This is a genomic window from Bradyrhizobium sediminis, from assembly GCF_018736105.1.
GTDB lineage: Bacteria > Pseudomonadota > Alphaproteobacteria > Rhizobiales > Xanthobacteraceae > Bradyrhizobium.
In genome coordinates this window covers 4,471,752-4,488,188 of record NZ_CP076135.1, presented here as the reverse complement: position 1 = coordinate 4,488,188, position 16,437 = coordinate 4,471,752, and the positions used below count along the sequence as shown (strand labels likewise).

The window sequence follows — 16,437 nt, the reverse complement described above, 5'->3', positions numbered from 1 at the left end:
CCCTGACGCCGCCCCGACGCCGCCTTACGGTTACCTCAATCGAACCGGTTCCTTCGTCGCCGCGTCTCATCACATGCGGTGATGTGACCTCGACCCGTCCGGCGCCGCTGGACAGGGGCAGGGTGGTCGCGCGCCAGATTTGCGGGAGGGAATTCATGCCAACGATTGCCAACATCCTCGTCACGACCAGCCTGGTCGCGGTTACGGCCTTTGCCGCCATGGAGGCGAGGGCGGCCGATATCGACGCCAGCTCTGCCGTCGATGCCGTCACGGTCTATCCCGACGGCGCCAGCATCATGCGCGTCATGACGCTGGATATGCCGGCCGGCGACCACACCCTGGTGGCGAAGGATTTTCCGCTAACGCTGGATCCGTCCTCGCTGCGGGTCGAGGGTGAAGCCGGCGCGAAGCTTACGATCGGCGCCATCGACACCAGGCCGCCGCGCGCGGCGCCGCCGGTCAATCTGCCGGAACTCGACAAGCGCATCGAAGCGCTCAAGGACGAGCGCGCCAACCTCGCAGGTGCGATCAATGCGGCCGCCGCGCGCCGCAAATTTGCCGAGCGCTTTGCGGAGGCCTCTCCCGCCGGGCTCGGCGAGAAGGGTGAGGCGCGTCCGATTTCCGAGTGGCGCGCCGCCTTTGCGGCGGTCGCGGAGGAAGTCGCCAGCGCGGACACCGCGATCCGCGACGCCGAACGCAAGCAGCGCGACATCGACCGCGAGATCGCCCGGCTCGAATCCGACCGTGCGGCCAAGCCGCCGAGCAAGCTCGAGGTCCGGATCGATGTCGCTACCGCCGCTGCGACCAGGGCGATGCTGCGGGTGACCTACGCCGTGCGCAACGCGCGCTGGGCGCCGATCTACGACGCCCGGCTCGACACCGGCGCAAAGGACCGCAAGCCCGCGCTCGAGCTGGTGCGCCGCGCCGAGATCACCCAGACCACGGGAGAGGATTGGTCGAACGTCGCGCTGGCCGTCTCGACGGTGCGGACCGCGCGCGGCGGCAGTGCGCCCGAGCTGGGTTCGCTGATCGTGCAGTATCCGCAAGTGCCACGCCCGCTGGCCGCGGGCAGCGTCTCCTCGGATATGGCCAGGCCGCGCGCGATGCCGGCGCCCCAGGCGGCCGAAGCGCGCGCAAAAGCCGCCGAAGAGCAGCAGGCGACGGCGGAAGTCGGCGGCTTTCAGGTGACGTTCAGGATTCCCGGCCGCGTCAGCCTGGGCGCCAATGAAGGCGCCAAGAGCCTGCGGGTGTCGACCGCCAGCATTACGCCGGTTCTCGCGGTGCGTTCGGTGCCGGTCAGGGATCCCACGGCGTTTCTCGAGGCCAGCTTCAAGCAAGGCGAGGACGCGCCGCTGCTGCCGGGGCGCGTGGCGATTTATCGCGACGGCGTGTTCGTCGGCCGCGGTCAAATGGCCGCCGCAAGCAAGGACGAAACGGTGCGGCTCGGCTTCGGCGCCGACGACAAGGTCAAGATCGAACGCTCCGTGGTCAGGCGCAACGAGGGCTCGGCCGGCCTGATCGTGACGACGTCGAAGACCGACGAGCGCAGCTTCAAGACCAGCGTGCGCAACGGACACGACTTCCCGATCCGGATCGCGATCGAGGATCAGTTGCCGGTGAGCGAAAACGAGGAGATCCAGGTCGAAATGCTGCCCTCGACGACCCCGCCGACCGCGACCAATGTACGCGACAAGCGCGGCGTGCTCGAATGGGCTTACGAAGCGAAGCCCGGCGAGGCGAAAGACATCGCGTTCGCCTGGCGCGTGCGCTGGCCCAAGGACAAGGGCGTCGTCATGACCCCGTCGGGGTGAGACGGCGCGACAACGCCGTCATGCCCCGCTTCAGGCGGGGCATGACATGAATTTGCGATGAAGCCACGGAAGCCGCGTCTCACTTCGCTTTCAGGAACTCACCGACTTCCAGCAGCACGAACTCGTTGTCGTCGGCCTTGTTGGGATCGCGGCTCGAGGAGAACGGCAGGTTGTTGTCGTTGCCCACGATGATATGGGTCTCGTCGACGCGGTCGACGTTCTCGATGGTGAAGAACGGGAACGTCAGCGCGCCGTCGTTGAGCGGCTTCTTCGCCTTCTTGTCGGGATCCCTGATCTTCATCAGGTCGATATAGGCGATCTTGCGCACCGGCTTGCCAACGTTGGCGTCGGTGAGTTCGATCTTGTAGATGCGCTTGAACTTGGCAAGGTCCGGGAAGCAGTTGTCGCCGCGGGTCCCTTGCGGGCAGGCCTTGTCCGCGGTGCCTTCGCCGTTGTCGCGTTCGATGATCAGGCCGCTCGATGCGTCGATCATGTTGAAGTCGCCGATCGCATGGCCGTTGTGCTCGAACACGTAATGCCAGTAGCGTCCGGTGAACTTTTCCGCCGCGACGTCGAATTCGAGGATCCGCGCGGCTTCCTTGCCGTCAACCTTTTCCCAATCCTTCTTTTCGGCGTCCCACAGCGGGCCTTCCAGCAGGCCGAAGAGGAACTTGCCGTCCTTCGATCCGCCAAAGCCTTCATAGCCCTTGGAGCGGCGCAGATTGACGGTGGTGTAGCTTGCGCCCGGGGCGCCCGGCGACTGCACCGACCAATGGTCCGGCGAGCGCACCGGCTTGCCGTCGGCCACGGTTTCGAACACCGCCAGCACCTTGCCGCTCTTGTCGGCCTTCAGGATGTAGGGGCCGAACTCGTCGCCGATCCAGAAGGTGTCGCCGACGATCTGAAAGCCTTCGGTGTCGAAGTCGGCGCCGGTGAGATAGCGCTTGGCGGTGCTCTCATGCAGGATGCGGAACGGCACCTTCCTGTCGGGATCGTGCAGGAACACGGTTTCCTGGCGGTCGATCTTGCCGGTCGCCCAGTCGATCTTGTGCCGGTTCAGGTACAGCATGGAATCCGGCGAGTTGTAACGCGAGCCCATGCCGTTGTCGGTGAGCACCCAGAACGAACCGTCGGGCATCACCTTGATGCCGGAATGGCCCTGCAGCGGCTGGCCCTTGAATGGCAGCGACACGCCGGTCGGCCGCTCGTAGGATTTCCCCATCACGCTGCCGATGGCATCGACCCTGCGGCCGGTGGTGTATTTGCCCGCGGTCTTGAGATCGTCAGGCGCGTCGGTGGGCGCTTCGACGAAGGACTGCGCCGGCAGCACCGCATGCCCCTTCAGGGTTGCGGGAAACTCGCCTTCGCCTTGCGCGAAGGCGGCGCCAGTAGCCAGAAGAATCGATGCAACGGAGCAAAGCAATGACATCCGCATGGTTAGTCTCCTTCAGTTGACCATGCGGTGTTTTGCGGAACGGGCGTTACGGCACGCTGACGGTTCCATGAAGCCGGCGTGACGCCTGTGGGCGGAGCTGCGGCGTTACGTCGCCGGCAGCGGTGTCAATTCCTCGCCACGCGTCGGGCCGACGACGGGACGTAGTCGACGACACATGCGTTCTCGCTCAATCGATACTCGCGGTATTCGCCGTGGCCACAGTGCCGATAGCCTCCCGATCCACGTCAATTCCGTGCCGCGAGAGCCATTCATGCAGCCGGGAGCAATCGATTGGGCATTCCTCGGCGAGGCCTTCAGCAAAGATGCGCCATTGTTCAATGTTGCGGTAGGGAACGCCGACGACGATTGGCACGCCGAGTTGCACGGCGTCGGCGAGCGCATCACGCAACCCTCGGCCCTCGGCCTCGAGCTTGCCGAATTTGTTGAGGATCACAATTTCCGGCCCGTTTCCGAGCGATGCGGAGAGCAGGGCGGCGGCTTCGGACAGGGCCCCCCGATCCAACCGGCAACCTCGTGCTTCCTTTCCGCGATCTTCAGAAAGTTGCAGGACGGTTTCCGAGCCGAGTTCCTCAACCTCCATGTTGCACTTGGCCCGGTCGCGGATGAATTTATTGTGCTGAACGATACCCGCCACCGCGATACCCGCGTCACGGATCCTGTAACCGAGATCAGAAATGAATCGATCGGCCGCGAGGCCGTCTGAATAGACGATTGCCAGGATCGGGGGCGGGTCGGGCGCGTGGTTCATTTCAAATGCCTTTGGGACTGGCGGTTTGATCCATGTTACGGCGGGCGAATCTTCGCGCAAATGGGCGGCCTGTTTTCAGACACCGCCGGGCGGCCGTTGCCGCCCGGAGGATCTCGCCCGAGAGATCAGACCTTGTATTCAGGCGACTTGAAAGATACCCGTTTTGTCGTCTCCGACGCCGAGGCGATTTTTCGGATATCGGCCCAGGTCTGCTTGTAATTTGGAATGATCAACTCGTTCACACCCGCGTTGACGACGTTGCCCTGGACGCCGGTCGGGAACGCGAAGAGCATGAAAGTCTGGTTCCGTTTTGCCGAAGGCGTGGGCTGCGCCATGGCTTGCGTTGAGCCGGAGTCGTTGAAGATTTCGACGATATCTCCGGCGGCCACATTCAGCGCCTTCATGTCCTCGGGGTTCATTTCGATGAAGGGATAGGGCATCCGATCCATCACGAAGTCGTTGTATTGATCCATGAATGCGTTTTGCCAGACCAGGTTGGTCCGTCCGTTATTGACGAGGAATTTGTATTTGGCCTTCTGCTCGGCCTTGCCTGGCGCCTGCAGGCCGCGCCACGGCGTCGCCATGAAGAAGGCTTTGCCGTCCTTGGTCGAGAACTTGCCGTCGGTATAGAGACGCTTCGTTCCGACGATCTTCTGGTCTGCGAACGCGGTTGCAGGTTCCTGGAAGCCATTGTTGCCCATTGCTTTCAGCCTGGCATAGCTGACGTGCTCGCCGCCTTTCTCGTGTTTGGCATAGCCGTCCTTGAAGGCGTCCTCCTCCGTTTTCCAGTCGAAGCCCTTGAACTGGTCGGCATAGGCGGCCTTGCCCTGCTCGCGGAGAACACGCTCCATGTTGTTGGCGAGACGTGCGGCGATCAGGCAGTCGGGCAGCGCGTTCCCCGGCGGGTCCATGTAACGCTCGGTGAGCCGCATGCGCCGCTCGCCATTCATGGATGTCAGGTTCATTTCGCCCGACACCGCCGCGGGCAGCCAGACATGGGAAGCCTGGCCGATCTGCGTCGGCACGATGTCGACATCGACCGAGAACAACCCGCCTTGCCTGACCGCCACCATGATGGCGTCGACCATGGCCTTGCGGTCGCCCCAAGGCACGGTGTTCATGGCATCCTTTACCATATCCGTGCGCCGCTTGTAGATTTGCTTGAGCTTGAGGGCGTTCAATGTCGTCTTGTAGTGATCGCAGGCCCAGATGTGATGGACGCCGCCGCGACCCTCGATCAGGAGCTTGTCGACATAGGCAGCGGGGCGCCCGACGTGAGCGTCGGAGGGGCGTGAGTAGCCCTCCTGATGGCCTCCGAGCCGGACAGCGCCGCCGCCAGGGCGCCCGACATTGCCGGTCGCAAGCGCCAGGTTCACAATCGCGCCGTTGGTGCGGTAATTGTCGTTGCCCCAGATGATGCCCTTTTCATATCCGAACATCGTGCGCCGGCGTTTGTTGCCGGACTTCGGCTCGGCGATCCACTGGGCCGCCTTGACGATGTCCTCGCCCTTGAGGCCGGTAATCCGCACCGCATCGGCAATTGAGGTCCGGTTGGCCGCCAGGGCCGCGGCAAAGTCGGTGAGGGGCTGATCGTTGGGGGCGCCGCCTGGCCGCGAGATCAATGCCGCCCCTTGCTCGGCAGCCAGCGTGCTGGCTGTGATGAATGCCTTGTCGACCCATCCCTTGTCGGCGATGTAAGTCAGCAGCGCATTGAACAGAACCAGGTCCGTGCCCGGTTCGAGCGCGAGGTGCAGCACCTTGTCCTTGCCCGCTTCCGCCTCGCAGGCGGCAACGGTCACCGTCCTCCGCGGATCGATGATGATGATGCGGCCGGCCTCGACGGCTTCGCCGGGAAATTCCTTCTTTTTCTTCTCAAGCGACGTGCCGCGCAAATTCGGCACCCAGTGATTCAGGAAGTAATTGGTCTGGGTCTCGAGCGGATTGGTGCCGATGGCGACGATCGTGTCGGCCAGTTCAGCGTCCTCGTAGCAGTTGTTGAGTTCGCCGACGCCCATGTCACGCGTGCCATGAACCTCCGAATTATAGGCCGGACGGTTATGGATGCGGACGTTCTTGATCTTCATCGCGCCGAAGTAGAGCTTTCCGGTGCCCCAGGTGTTTTCGTAGCCGCCGGCAGAACCACCGTGATCGAACATCGATACGAAAAGTCCATCCTCGCCCTGCTCGTTGATGACCGCCGAAGTCACGCGCGAAACCAGGTCCAGCGCGTCATCCCAGCTCGTCGGCTGCATCGAACCGTAGCGCCACACCATCGGGTCGGTAAGTCGCTGTAGTTGGGTGCCGCGCTGTTGCGAAGTGTGGTTCTCGGCCATCCGGGCGCCGCGGATCGAGCCGAGGCCCGAGTTTACGACGCAGTTGACGTCCGGTTTGATGACGAGCTGGACGTCCTGGCCATTCTGCTTGACCACATTGTACATCGACGGCGAATACCAGGCGGCGGTTTCCGCAGCTTGCTGCTTCGATAGGTCGATACCGAACTTGTTTGACTTCGCGTCAAATCCGCCCTGCTTGTTGATCGGCCATGTGTAGGCCTTGTAGCCGCAGCCGACGATACAATAGTGGCACGTGACGTTGTGCTCCTTCGCATCCGCCGGGACGATCGGCAGGCGATCAGTCTGTCGCTTGTGGGTCATGGAGTCCTCCCGTCAAAGTACGTTGGATAGCCGGCCATAAAGAAGCTCATCGACGCCTTCGGCGTAGACGTCTCCCTTGCCGTCCACGCGAAGTTCATACTGCGCGAGGTTCTGCGTTGCGTGGCCCCAAATCTGCTGACCGCCCTTTTCGCAGTCGTAGCGACCGTAGTGTCCCGGGCAGCTCAGCGTCTTGTCCTCCTTCGAGTAGCTCAGGGGGAATCCCTTGTGGGGGCATGCAGTCGAGAAGCCGACGATGTCGCCGTCGGGGCCGATGCCGCCCGGGACCCGTGTCCCGAGTTTGAGAAGGACGCCCGGCGCGTCCTTGTCCGGATAGGACACATCGAACGGCTCATTGACCTTGAGCTGCGATACGTTCGCCAGCCGGTTCGAGGGATAATTCACCCGCGCCGTGGTGGGCGCTGCGTTGGCTTCCGTGGGAAGAAGGGTGGTTGCAGCAGCGCCGGCTGCGGCGAGCCCGGCTCCGCTGAGGAACCGGCGGCGGCCGGCGTCGACAAGGTTGTTGCACCTTTTCATCTGGTTTCGCTCCCGGATTTTGGCGTGTCCGAATGGACGCCCACCCCTCATTGCAGGAGCCGGGCCAAAGCAGAATCATGTGGGAAATCAAATGTCCCGCGGAAAACTCTGGCTAAAACAGCGGGGCCGATGTTCGGAAATCCGAACATATTGCGATGCCGTCGGTTCGAAATTCCGGAGGCAGGTCGGCAACGCGACCGACATGAAATTACAAATCCGGATCGCCGTCGTTCAGACCCAGGCGGCGCATCTTTTCCCAAAGCGTGGTCCGGCCGATGCCGAGCAACTTCGATGCGGCGCCGACCTCCCCATTGGTCGCCAGCAGCGCGCGGATGATGTGACGCTTTTCGGCGCTTTGCCGGACGTCCTCGAGCGATCCCATTTGCATCGCCGTGGCCATCCCCTCGCTTTGTTCCGGAAACATGTCGCCGGGCATCACCCATTGTCCAAGTCCGAGCGCGACGGCGCGTTCCATGCGGTTGCGGAGTTCCCGGATATTGCCCGGCCACGCATAGGAGAGGGCCGCCTCTTCCGCGAGACTGCTGATGCCCTTCAACGACGTTTCCATGCGGCCCGCGCTCTCGGCGAAGAAGCGTTCCATCAGCCACGGGATGTCCTGCTGCCGCTCGCGCAACGGCGGGATCCTTACGGATACGACGTTGATCCGGTAGTAGAGATCTTCACGAAACCGCCCGGCCTCGACCAGTTTCGGAAGATCTGCGTTCGTGGCCACGACGAGGCGCCCATTGAATGGGATCGGCCGCTCACCGCCAACGCGATAGAACGATCTGTCTTCGATCAGGCGCAACAGCTTCGCCTGAAGCTCGGATCTGAGTTCGCCAATCTCGTCCAGGAACAGGATGCCTTCACCGGCACGCTCCGCATAGCCGAGGTGTCGCTGCGACGCTCCCGTGAACGCTCCTTTTTCGTGGCCCAGCAGTTCGCTTTCCAGAAGGTCGCCCGGAATGGCGGCGCAATTGACTGCCATAAATGGGCGGCCGTCGCTGGCCGACATGGCATGGAGAAATCTGGCGGCGACCTCCTTGCCGCTCCCGGTCTCTCCGGCGATCAGCACCGTGGAGTTAAGCCTGGCCACCCGCGTCAGCAGACGTTCCAGTTCCTTCATCTTCGGCGCAAATCCGAGAACATGTGTTCCTGACGCCGGAGGCGGACCCATCAACTCTCCGATCCGGATCAGGAAATCGTCGAGCTCGAATGGCTTCATGAAATAGTCGGCTGCGCCGGCCCGCATCAGTCGCACCGCCTGGTCGATGTCGCCGTGACCCGTGATGAAAAGGAACGGGGGCACGTTCGATGAACGCGCCGACTCTCGAAACACGTCTTCTCCGTTGAGGTCGGGCAATCTGATATCGCAGACGATCGCCTCCAGCTTGCTGACCGGGATTTCCCTTATCGCATCCCGTCCGCACTGCCACCATTTGACAGTCACACCCTCCAGGGCGAGCCTTTGGACGATGCTTTCACCCATGATCTGGTCGTCTTCGACAAGACCGATCACACGCTCGCTATGCGACATTGGACAACTCCATGCGCACGATTGGGATCTTCAGTGTGATGGCGGTGCCACCATGTGCGGGATATCCTACCTCAATTCGGCCGCCGATGTCGGTGATAAGTCGACTCGTGGTCCAGAGTCCCAAACCTCCGCCATCCGGCGGCGGGGGGGCAGCGCGCCGGCCGGTGAGGATGTCGGCTGCGGCGTCCGGCAACCCCGGTCCCCGATCCGCAACGGTAATTTCGAGTTCGTGGAGACCTGCCACAGCCGACATATTGACTTGGGATCCGTCCGGAGTCGCTGCGACGGCGTTCAGGAGCAGATTGAGGACCGCCTGTCTTATCGGTGTGCTCGACAGCGGAACGATTTCCTCCAGCGCATTCTCCGTCTTGATCTGGACGCCTTTTCTGTGAGCTTCCGGGGCGATCAGGAGACCCAGATCCTCGATATCCGTGGGGGCCAGCTCCCTTGTTGCGCCATCGTTCCGATAGATGGTCAGCGTCGTGCGGACGACGTCGCGTATGCCGACCAGGCCGCGCTCCAGCAAACCCAGGCTGCCGTCGCGAATATTGTCGAGGTGACCGTGGGACCTGAGTGTGGCGAGGGCATTGAACATCCCTCCGAGCGGATTGTTGATTTCGTGCGCGACCGTCGAGGCAAGTCGTCCCAGGCTTCCAAGACGCTTTTCCTCGGCGAGACGTTTTCCCAAATCCTCGCGCTCTCTCATCGATCGAACGAGAGCGTTATAGCCTCGAAACAAACGACCGAATTCGCCTCTCGTTCTCGAAACGACGTCTTCGGGAATGGGTACTGCAAGTGTTTCCTGCGCCACGCCGAGATGTTCCGAAAGGATGCGCACCGGGCGCATCATGAAAGCCACCAGAATCCAGCCCGCTACGGCCAGCGATAACGTCAGTATCCCGTTGGTGAAGGCCAGCGCGATGACCACGTCACGCCGCTCGGCCGCGAGGTGCCGTGTATCGAATGTCGCATAGATGATGCCCGCCACCCGACCCGGATAGGACAACACCCGGATGGCGCTGGCGCTGTCCGCGCCCGCACTGAAGCTGAAGCTTGCAGACGTTTCGTTGCCGGTCCGGGCCGGCTTGATGATGGATCCGACCGGATGCTGCCTGGGATCGGATGCCGCGATGACTGCGCCCTCCGCGTTTGTCACGATCGTTGCCATCGGATGCAGACTCTTGTTGATCGTTTGCATCCGGGTAATCGCGTCGAATATCTCCCAATTGTCTTCGCGCAGGATCGAAGGAGTTATCGCCGATGATAGCCCATCGAGATAGCTTTGCGATAATTCGATGAGATGGCTTTCCTGCGTGTTGCCAAGACGCGAAAGTACACGCTCCGACAAGACGAGCCCAACCAGCAACATCAGCGAAGCAACCGCAACGGGGACCTTCACCGTGATTGGCCAGGAGTGCACGAGAGGCATACGCATGTACGTTATCCCGCAGCTGCGACAAGCGCCGCCTTCGACGCGATTGCATCGAAAGAGGCGGGGTCCTCCGCGCCGAAACCATCCAGGCGCAGCATCTTCAGGACGGCTCGACCTTCGTCGTCCTTGTTCATCTCCCACAGTGCCTTGACGAGTGCATTCAGGCGAACCTGATTGAGCGGAACCCTTGGCGCGGCGATGGGAGGAAAGCCAAGCAACTCCGATGCCGTCAGAACGCGGGTGCCGGCCGTCAAATCGGGTTCGATCTCGCCAACGACGTCATAGATGTAGCCATCCACCGAGCCTGACCCGGCAAGTCCGGACGAGACTGCCCGGATCACATCGCGGTGGCCGTAAGTGAAGAAGGTTTTCGCGAAGAACGTTTCTGGCCTGAGACCGCGCTCGGCGAGGGCCGCTCGCGTGACGAGAAATCCGGAATTGGAGTCAGGATCCGAAAACGCATGGATGTCGCCTCGGAGATCAAGAAGTCCGCTGCCCCCACGGTCGCGATCGACAATCAGATACGAGCGATAAAGTGGCTTGTGGTGCCAGAGTGGGACCGCAACAAGCTGGAGTTCGGAGCGATGCGCAACATACGGAAATCCGCAAATCCAGGCGGCATCGAGTTGGCCCGTGGTCAGGAGAGTGGTGATTTCCTGATATGTGCGCCGGGTAACCAGCTCAACCGGATGCCCCGTTGCGCGCTGAAGATATGACTGCAAGCGCCCGAGAAGCTCAAGGTCATTGGTAAGAAATACCGGCGTAAGACCAAATCGAATGCGTCCGGATGCCTGCGCTGCCGCCTGCGCGCCTAAACCCGGTGCCAATAGCGCACATCCGCCCGCGCGCAGAAACGCGCGCCGATGCAGTCGATGGTCCAAACTGGAATTCATGAACCTCCCAGTCTTCTTCGAATTTTGCCTGCAATACTAGCGTATTTTGGAAATGCTTGGAACAGGCTGTCGAGGCCTCGTGGACGACCTTTTCCCGCCAGGATGTCCGCGTCCGGCTCCGCCTCGAAGCGCTGACGATGCAGGCGCTGGAACCTGCGGCATGGGCCGCCATGCTCGTCCTTCACCGCCCGACGAACGGCGACTGGAACGTCACGCTGGCGGGAGGCGGCCGTCAACGCGCCGATAGGGGCCGTCCGACACCAGTTCGGTCAGTAACCCTGATGGCCTTTGGCAGTAGCTAGCTGTTGGGGCCGCGGTCCATGCTGACGGGTTGCCAACGCCGAAGCGAGGTATCCTGCAGCACCGACGGATTGACGCAGCTTGCCGGCCACATCCCTTGCAGGACCAATGACAATTCGTGGCCGACGCGGCGCTTGCGCGCTTCGTCGAAGCGTGCCGAGGCGGAAGCGACATGGGCCGTCAGGGTTACGTTTTCCATACCCAGCATCGGATTGTTGTAGGAGGGCGGTTCCGTCTCCAGCACGTCGAGGGCGGCGTGCGCGATCCAGCCTTCCTGCAGCGCCTTGACCAGCGCCTCTTCGTCCACGGTCGCGCCGCGGCCGGTATTGATGAACACGGCGCCCGGCTTCATCTGCCGAAAATGCTCTTCGCCGAGCATGTGGTGGACCTCGGGCCGCGCCGGGGCATGCATCGACAGGAAATCCGATTGCGACAGCACTTCCGACAAGGTTGCCGGCATCACGCCATGGTCGGAAATCAGGGTCTCCTGAATGAAGGGATCATAGGCCATCATCCGCAACCCGAACGGCGCCGCGCGCTTGGCCACGGCGCGCGCCACCCGGCCGAACGAAATGAAACCCAGCGTTTGCCCCATCAGCCGGGGAATCTTCAGCAGCGCCGGGCGGCCCTCGGACCATCGGCCCTCCCGGACCATCCGGTCCTGTGCGACCAGCCGGCGAAAGCCCGCCAGCAGCAGCATCATGGCGTGGTCGGCGACCTCCTCGATGAAAGTGTCGGGAACGTTGGTGACGGGGATGCCGCGCGCGGTGGCGGCCTTGACGTCGACGCTGTCGACGCCGACGGTGCCGAGCGTGATGACCTTGCAGTTTTCCAGGGCGTCGATGATGGTCTTGGTGATCCGGATGCCCTTGGCGTAGATCGCGTCGGCGGTCCGGGCGGCGGCGATGAACTCCGCCTCATTGGCCGGAGCCTCGACGATCTCGGCGTCGATCGGATCGAGCGCCTCCCTTTCGAGCGCATAACCGCCGCCGGTGACCGTGAAGCTCGCGCCTTTCGGCGTCACCACCCTGAATTTCGGCATTTTGTTCTCCCCGATTTGACGCTTCGGTGTTGGTTATGACGGCGACACGTCGCCGCTGCCTCGCGTTTCCAGCATTCTCAGCCTCGCACAATTCCGGCGACCTGCGGAAGAAAGCGGCATTTGCGTCCGGGCTTCTACGGGCGGCCGAGTAACAAAGCGCTAAAGGGTTTCACTATAGCGTGTTGGGACTCATTCCGCGAATCGCGCGCCACCCCGCGCCAAAATCCCTGGAGAAACACTGTGAAGCTGAACAATCTGAAGATTGCCCCCAAACTCGGCATTTTGGTGGGGGTGGCATTGTTCGGCCTTTGCATCGCCGGCGCTCTCGCAAGCTATCTGATGCAGCGCGAGATGCTCAACGCCCGCATCGAACAGACCAAGGCCATCGTCGAGGCCGGGCGTAACCTGGCGGCCGGGCTGCAGAAGGAAGTCGAGGCCGGCAAGCTGACCAAGGAAGCCGCGATCGCCGAATTTGCGCGCCGCGGGAATTCGATGACCTTCGACAAGGGGGCCGGCTATCTGTTCGGTTATACGATGGAAGGCATTGCGCTGATGACGCCCGACTCCAAGCAGCACGGCCAGAACCGCCTCGATGTCGAGACCAATGGCAGAAAGCTTGCGCGCGAATTGCGTGACGGCGTGGCTGCAAAGGGCGAGGTCACCCTGACCTATGAATACCGGAAGCCAGGCCAGGAGGACATCACGCGCAAGATATCGTATGCCGTCGCAGTTCCCGGCTGGAACATGTTTATCGGCACCGGGGCCTATATCGACGATATCGACGCCAAGCTGAGGCCGATCATGTGGATGCTCGGTCTCGCCATTCTCGGCATCGGCGTGATCGCGGGCGGCATTGCCTGGATGATCGGCCGCAGCATCAGCCGGCCGCTCGGTCAGCTCGGCGACCGCATGCAGGCGCTGGCCCATGGTTCGCTGGAAGGCGACATTCCCGGCATCGGTCGCGGCGACGAGGTCGGCGCGATGGCCGCGACCGTGCAGATATTCAAGGACAACGCGCTACGGATTCGCGGGCTGGAAAAGGCCGAGGCCGAAACCCAGGCCCACGCCGCGGCCGAGCGCCGGGCGGCCATGGAGAGCCTCGCGGGCGACTTCGAGCGCAGCGTCAACGGCATCGTCCGCTCGGTGTCGACGGCGGCGGCAGACATGCAGACCACGGCGCAGTCCATGACCGCCACCGCGAGCGACGCCAGCGCGCGTGCGGCTACCGTCGGGGCGGCGTCGCAGAGCTCTTCGAACAATGTCGGAACGGTCGCGGCCGCCGCGGAAGAGCTGTCCAGCTCGGTCAGCGAGATTTCCCGGCAGGTGAGCCGCTCCAGCGAAATCGCCAGCAAGGCGGTGGGGGACGCCGAGCGCACCAACGCCACCGTGCAGGCGCTGTCGACCGGCGCCGAGAAGATCGGCGAGGTGGTCAAGCTGATCTACTCGATCGCCGCGCAAACCAATCTCCTGGCGCTCAACGCCACCATCGAGGCGGCGCGCGCCGGCGAATCCGGCCGCGGCTTCGCGGTGGTGGCTTCCGAGGTGAAGGCGCTCGCCAACCAGACCGCCAAGGCCACCGAGGAAATCTCGGCCCAGGTCGCCGCCATGCAGGCGTCCACCGGCGAGGCGGTGACCGCGATCAGCGGCATCAGCGAGACCATTGCGCAGATGAGCGAGATCACGAACGGCATCTCGACGTCGATCGAGCAGCAGGGCGACGCGACCCGCGAGATCGCCCGCAACATCCAGTCGGTCGCGGCCGGCTCGAACGAGATCAGCGCCCATATCGGCGGCGTCACGTCAGCGGCGGCAGCCACCGGCACCGCCGCCACGGAGGTGCTCTCGAACGCCCGCGAGCTCGACAATCAGTCCGGCATGCTGCGCAGCGCGGTCGACGGATTCCTGGCCAAGGTCCGCGCGGCGTAGGCCTTGCAGGATTGCACTCTTCATGCCCGGGCAGAAGCGCTTCGCGCTTTAGCCCGGCCATGACGGCAACTATCTAGGCGAGCCGCATCTCACTGCTTCTCGATTCCCGCGTTCGCGATCAGCTTTTCCCACACCAGCAGCTGCTCTTTCAGGAAGGCATCAAACTCTTCGGGTGGGCCCGAGAACGCCTCCATGCCGCGCTCGGCGAGCTGGCTCTTGACGTCCGGCCGCTCGACCACCTTGCGGATTTCCGCGTTCAGCCTGGTGACGATATCCTTCGGCATATTGGCCGGGCCGAGGTAACCCTGCCACGACGTGATGTCGAAGCCTTTCACCGTGGCATCCATGGTGGGAAGGTCGGGCAGCAGGGCCGAGGGCTGCTTGGTGGTGACCGCAAGCGCCTTCAGCGCCTTGCCTTTGACATGGGGCAGGCCGGTAAGGACATCGATGAACATCATGGAGACGCGGCCGGCGATCAGGTCGGTGAGGGCCGGCGGCGAGCTCTTGTAGGGAACGTGAAGCAGATCGATGCCGGCAAGGCGGGCAAACGTCGCGCCTGACACGATCGCCGCCGAACTGCCGCTGGCATAGGAGAACTTGCCCGGTTCCTTCTTGGCCAGCGCGATCAGCTCGGCCACCGAATTCGCCGGAATTTCCGGATTGATCACCAGCATGAACGGCAGATCGCCGGTCCGCGCGATCGGCGTGAAGTCCTTGATCGGATCGTAAGTCATGTTCTTCAGCAAATACGGATTTGCCGAATGCGGTGTATTCGTCGACACCATCAGCGTGTAGCCGTCCGGCTCGGAGCGGGCGACATAGCTCGCCGCGAGCGAGCCGTTGGCGCCCGGCTTGTTTTCGATCACGATGCCGACGCCGAGCGCGGTGCCAAGTTCCTTGGAGATGATCCGGGTTGTGCTGTCGGTGCCGCTGCCGGCGGCGAACGGCAACACCAGGGTGATGTTACGGTTCGGATAGGGTGCCTGCGCGGAAACGGCGGAGGTCAGTCCGGCGAAGATCAGCGCGAAGGCGCCGGCTGCACGCAGGCATTGTGTCGATAGCGAAATCATTCCGTTTCGTCTCCCATGGGGCTTTCTGGCTATGCCGGGCACGTTAGCCTGCCGGAGACAAAAACAAAAGCCTGTGCCATGCGGCAGCCGCGGATCAGGCCGCGACCGACGCCCGCCGCGACGCGATCACCACGCCCGCCAGCACCAGCAGATAGCCGATCAGATGAAACAGCCGCGGCTGCTCGCCGAGCAGCAGGATCGCCATCGCCGAGCCGAACACCGGCACCAGGTGGAGAAACGGCGCGGCGCGGTTCGGCCCGATCAGCGCGATGCCGCGGTTGAAGAACAGGTATGCCAGCGTGGAGGGAAAGATCACGACGTAACTCAGCGTCGCGGCCGTCAGCAGATCGGGTTGCAGCCTGGCGCCGGAGGAAAATTCAAAGATCGAGAACGGCAGCAGCAGCAGCGCGCCGCAGCCGATGGTGAATGAAATCAGCGACAGCTGATGCGTCTTCGGCCGCCGCGTCATCAGCGCCGAATACAGCCCGAAGCTCACCACCGCGCCGGCGAACATCACGTCGCCCCGGTTGAAACGGATGCTGACCAGCGCCGCGACGTCGCCGCGCAGGAGGATGGTGAGCACGCCGGCGAGCGAGATCATGATGCCGGCGAGTTGCGCCCAGGTCAGCCGCACCCCGAACAGCGTCAGCGCCCACAACGCCACGAACAGCGGTCCGGAGGACTGGATCAGCAGCGCATTCAGCGCCTCGGTGTATTGCAGCGCCCAGTAGGAAATCGCATTGTTGAAGGCGAACCCGGTCGCCGACAGCGCCACCATCAGGGGCAGGCGGGCGCGCATCGCCGGCCAGTCCCGCTTCAGATGCGGCCAGGCAAACGGCATCAGCATCAGGAAGGCGCCGATCCAGCGGACGCAGGACAGCGTCATCGGCGGCACGTGTCCGGCGACATAGCGCGCGAGCACGATGTTGCCGGCCCAGAACAGCGAGGTCAGGCTCAAGAGCAGATAGGGCTGGTTGTTGAGCCACCTGACCGGATCGGGGGCAGACGGCGCCGGCGCGGGAATTGTCATGTGC

Annotated in this window: 12 protein-coding genes; 2 read left to right on the top strand and 10 right to left on the bottom strand. The window is 63.1% G+C overall.

What is annotated here, in order from left to right; genetic code table 11:
- Window positions 1–155: 155 nt before the first annotated feature.
- A complete protein-coding gene (locus KMZ68_RS21370) occupies window positions 156–1,811 on the top strand; it encodes a mucoidy inhibitor MuiA family protein (protein WP_215613137.1) in 1,656 nt (551 codons plus the stop codon).
- Window positions 1,812–1,890: 79 nt separating this feature from the next.
- Here the strand turns inward: KMZ68_RS21370 and KMZ68_RS21365 are convergent, their stop codons facing one another.
- The 8 genes from KMZ68_RS21365 to KMZ68_RS21330 form a co-directional block, all read right to left on the bottom strand.
- Window positions 1,891–3,246: an esterase-like activity of phytase family protein gene (locus tag KMZ68_RS21365; RefSeq protein WP_215613136.1), complete on the bottom strand. Its 1,356-nt coding sequence runs from the start codon at window positions 3,244–3,246 to the stop codon at window positions 1,891–1,893.
- 187 nt (window positions 3,247–3,433) lie between these two features.
- Window positions 3,434–4,015: a DUF2478 domain-containing protein gene (locus KMZ68_RS21360; RefSeq protein ID WP_215613135.1), complete on the bottom strand. Its 582-nt coding sequence runs from the start codon at window positions 4,013–4,015 to the stop codon at window positions 3,434–3,436.
- A gap of 125 nt (window positions 4,016–4,140) precedes the next feature.
- On the bottom strand, window positions 4,141–6,669 hold the full coding sequence (locus tag KMZ68_RS21355) for an arsenate reductase (azurin) large subunit (protein ID WP_215613134.1): 2,529 nt from the start codon (window positions 6,667–6,669) through the stop codon (window positions 4,141–4,143).
- Window positions 6,670–6,681: 12 nt separating this feature from the next.
- Window positions 6,682–7,203, bottom strand: a complete 522-nt coding sequence (locus tag KMZ68_RS21350) for an arsenate reductase (azurin) small subunit (protein ID WP_215603322.1) — start codon at window positions 7,201–7,203, stop codon at window positions 6,682–6,684.
- Between the two features lie 208 nt (window positions 7,204–7,411).
- Window positions 7,412–8,740 carry a sigma-54-dependent transcriptional regulator gene (locus KMZ68_RS21345; RefSeq protein ID WP_215613133.1) on the bottom strand — a complete coding sequence of 443 codons (1,329 nt, stop codon included), beginning with the start codon at window positions 8,738–8,740 and terminating at the stop codon, window positions 7,412–7,414.
- The gene (locus KMZ68_RS21340) at window positions 8,730–10,175 is read right to left on the bottom strand and encodes a sensor histidine kinase (protein ID WP_249779440.1); all 1,446 of its coding nucleotides are present in this window, start codon (window positions 10,173–10,175) and stop codon (window positions 8,730–8,732) included. The genes KMZ68_RS21345 and KMZ68_RS21340 overlap by 11 nt, the downstream gene beginning before the upstream one ends.
- Window positions 10,176–10,180: 5 nt before the next feature.
- On the bottom strand, window positions 10,181–11,065 hold the full coding sequence (locus KMZ68_RS21335) for a substrate-binding domain-containing protein (protein ID WP_215613132.1): 885 nt from the start codon (window positions 11,063–11,065) through the stop codon (window positions 10,181–10,183).
- 298 nt (window positions 11,066–11,363) lie between these two features.
- Window positions 11,364–12,407 (bottom strand): C-terminal binding protein, encoded by a 1,044-nt coding sequence (locus KMZ68_RS21330; RefSeq protein ID WP_215613131.1) that lies wholly within the window; start codon window positions 12,405–12,407, stop codon window positions 11,364–11,366.
- 240 nt (window positions 12,408–12,647) lie between these two features.
- Here KMZ68_RS21330 and KMZ68_RS21325 point away from each other — a divergent pair, with 240 nt between their 5' ends.
- Window positions 12,648–14,333, top strand: a complete 1,686-nt coding sequence (locus KMZ68_RS21325; protein WP_215613130.1) for a methyl-accepting chemotaxis protein — start codon at window positions 12,648–12,650, stop codon at window positions 14,331–14,333.
- Between the two features lie 89 nt (window positions 14,334–14,422).
- Here the strand turns inward: KMZ68_RS21325 and KMZ68_RS21320 are convergent, their stop codons facing one another.
- Together KMZ68_RS21320 and KMZ68_RS21315 are read right to left on the bottom strand one after the other, a co-directional pair.
- Entirely contained in the window at window positions 14,423–15,403 is a 981-nt protein-coding gene (locus KMZ68_RS21320; protein WP_215613129.1) for a Bug family tripartite tricarboxylate transporter substrate binding protein, read from the bottom strand.
- A gap of 94 nt (window positions 15,404–15,497) precedes the next feature.
- Window positions 15,498–16,433, bottom strand: a complete 936-nt coding sequence (locus tag KMZ68_RS21315; RefSeq protein WP_215613128.1) for a DMT family transporter — start codon at window positions 16,431–16,433, stop codon at window positions 15,498–15,500.
- Window positions 16,434–16,437 lie beyond the last annotated feature (4 nt).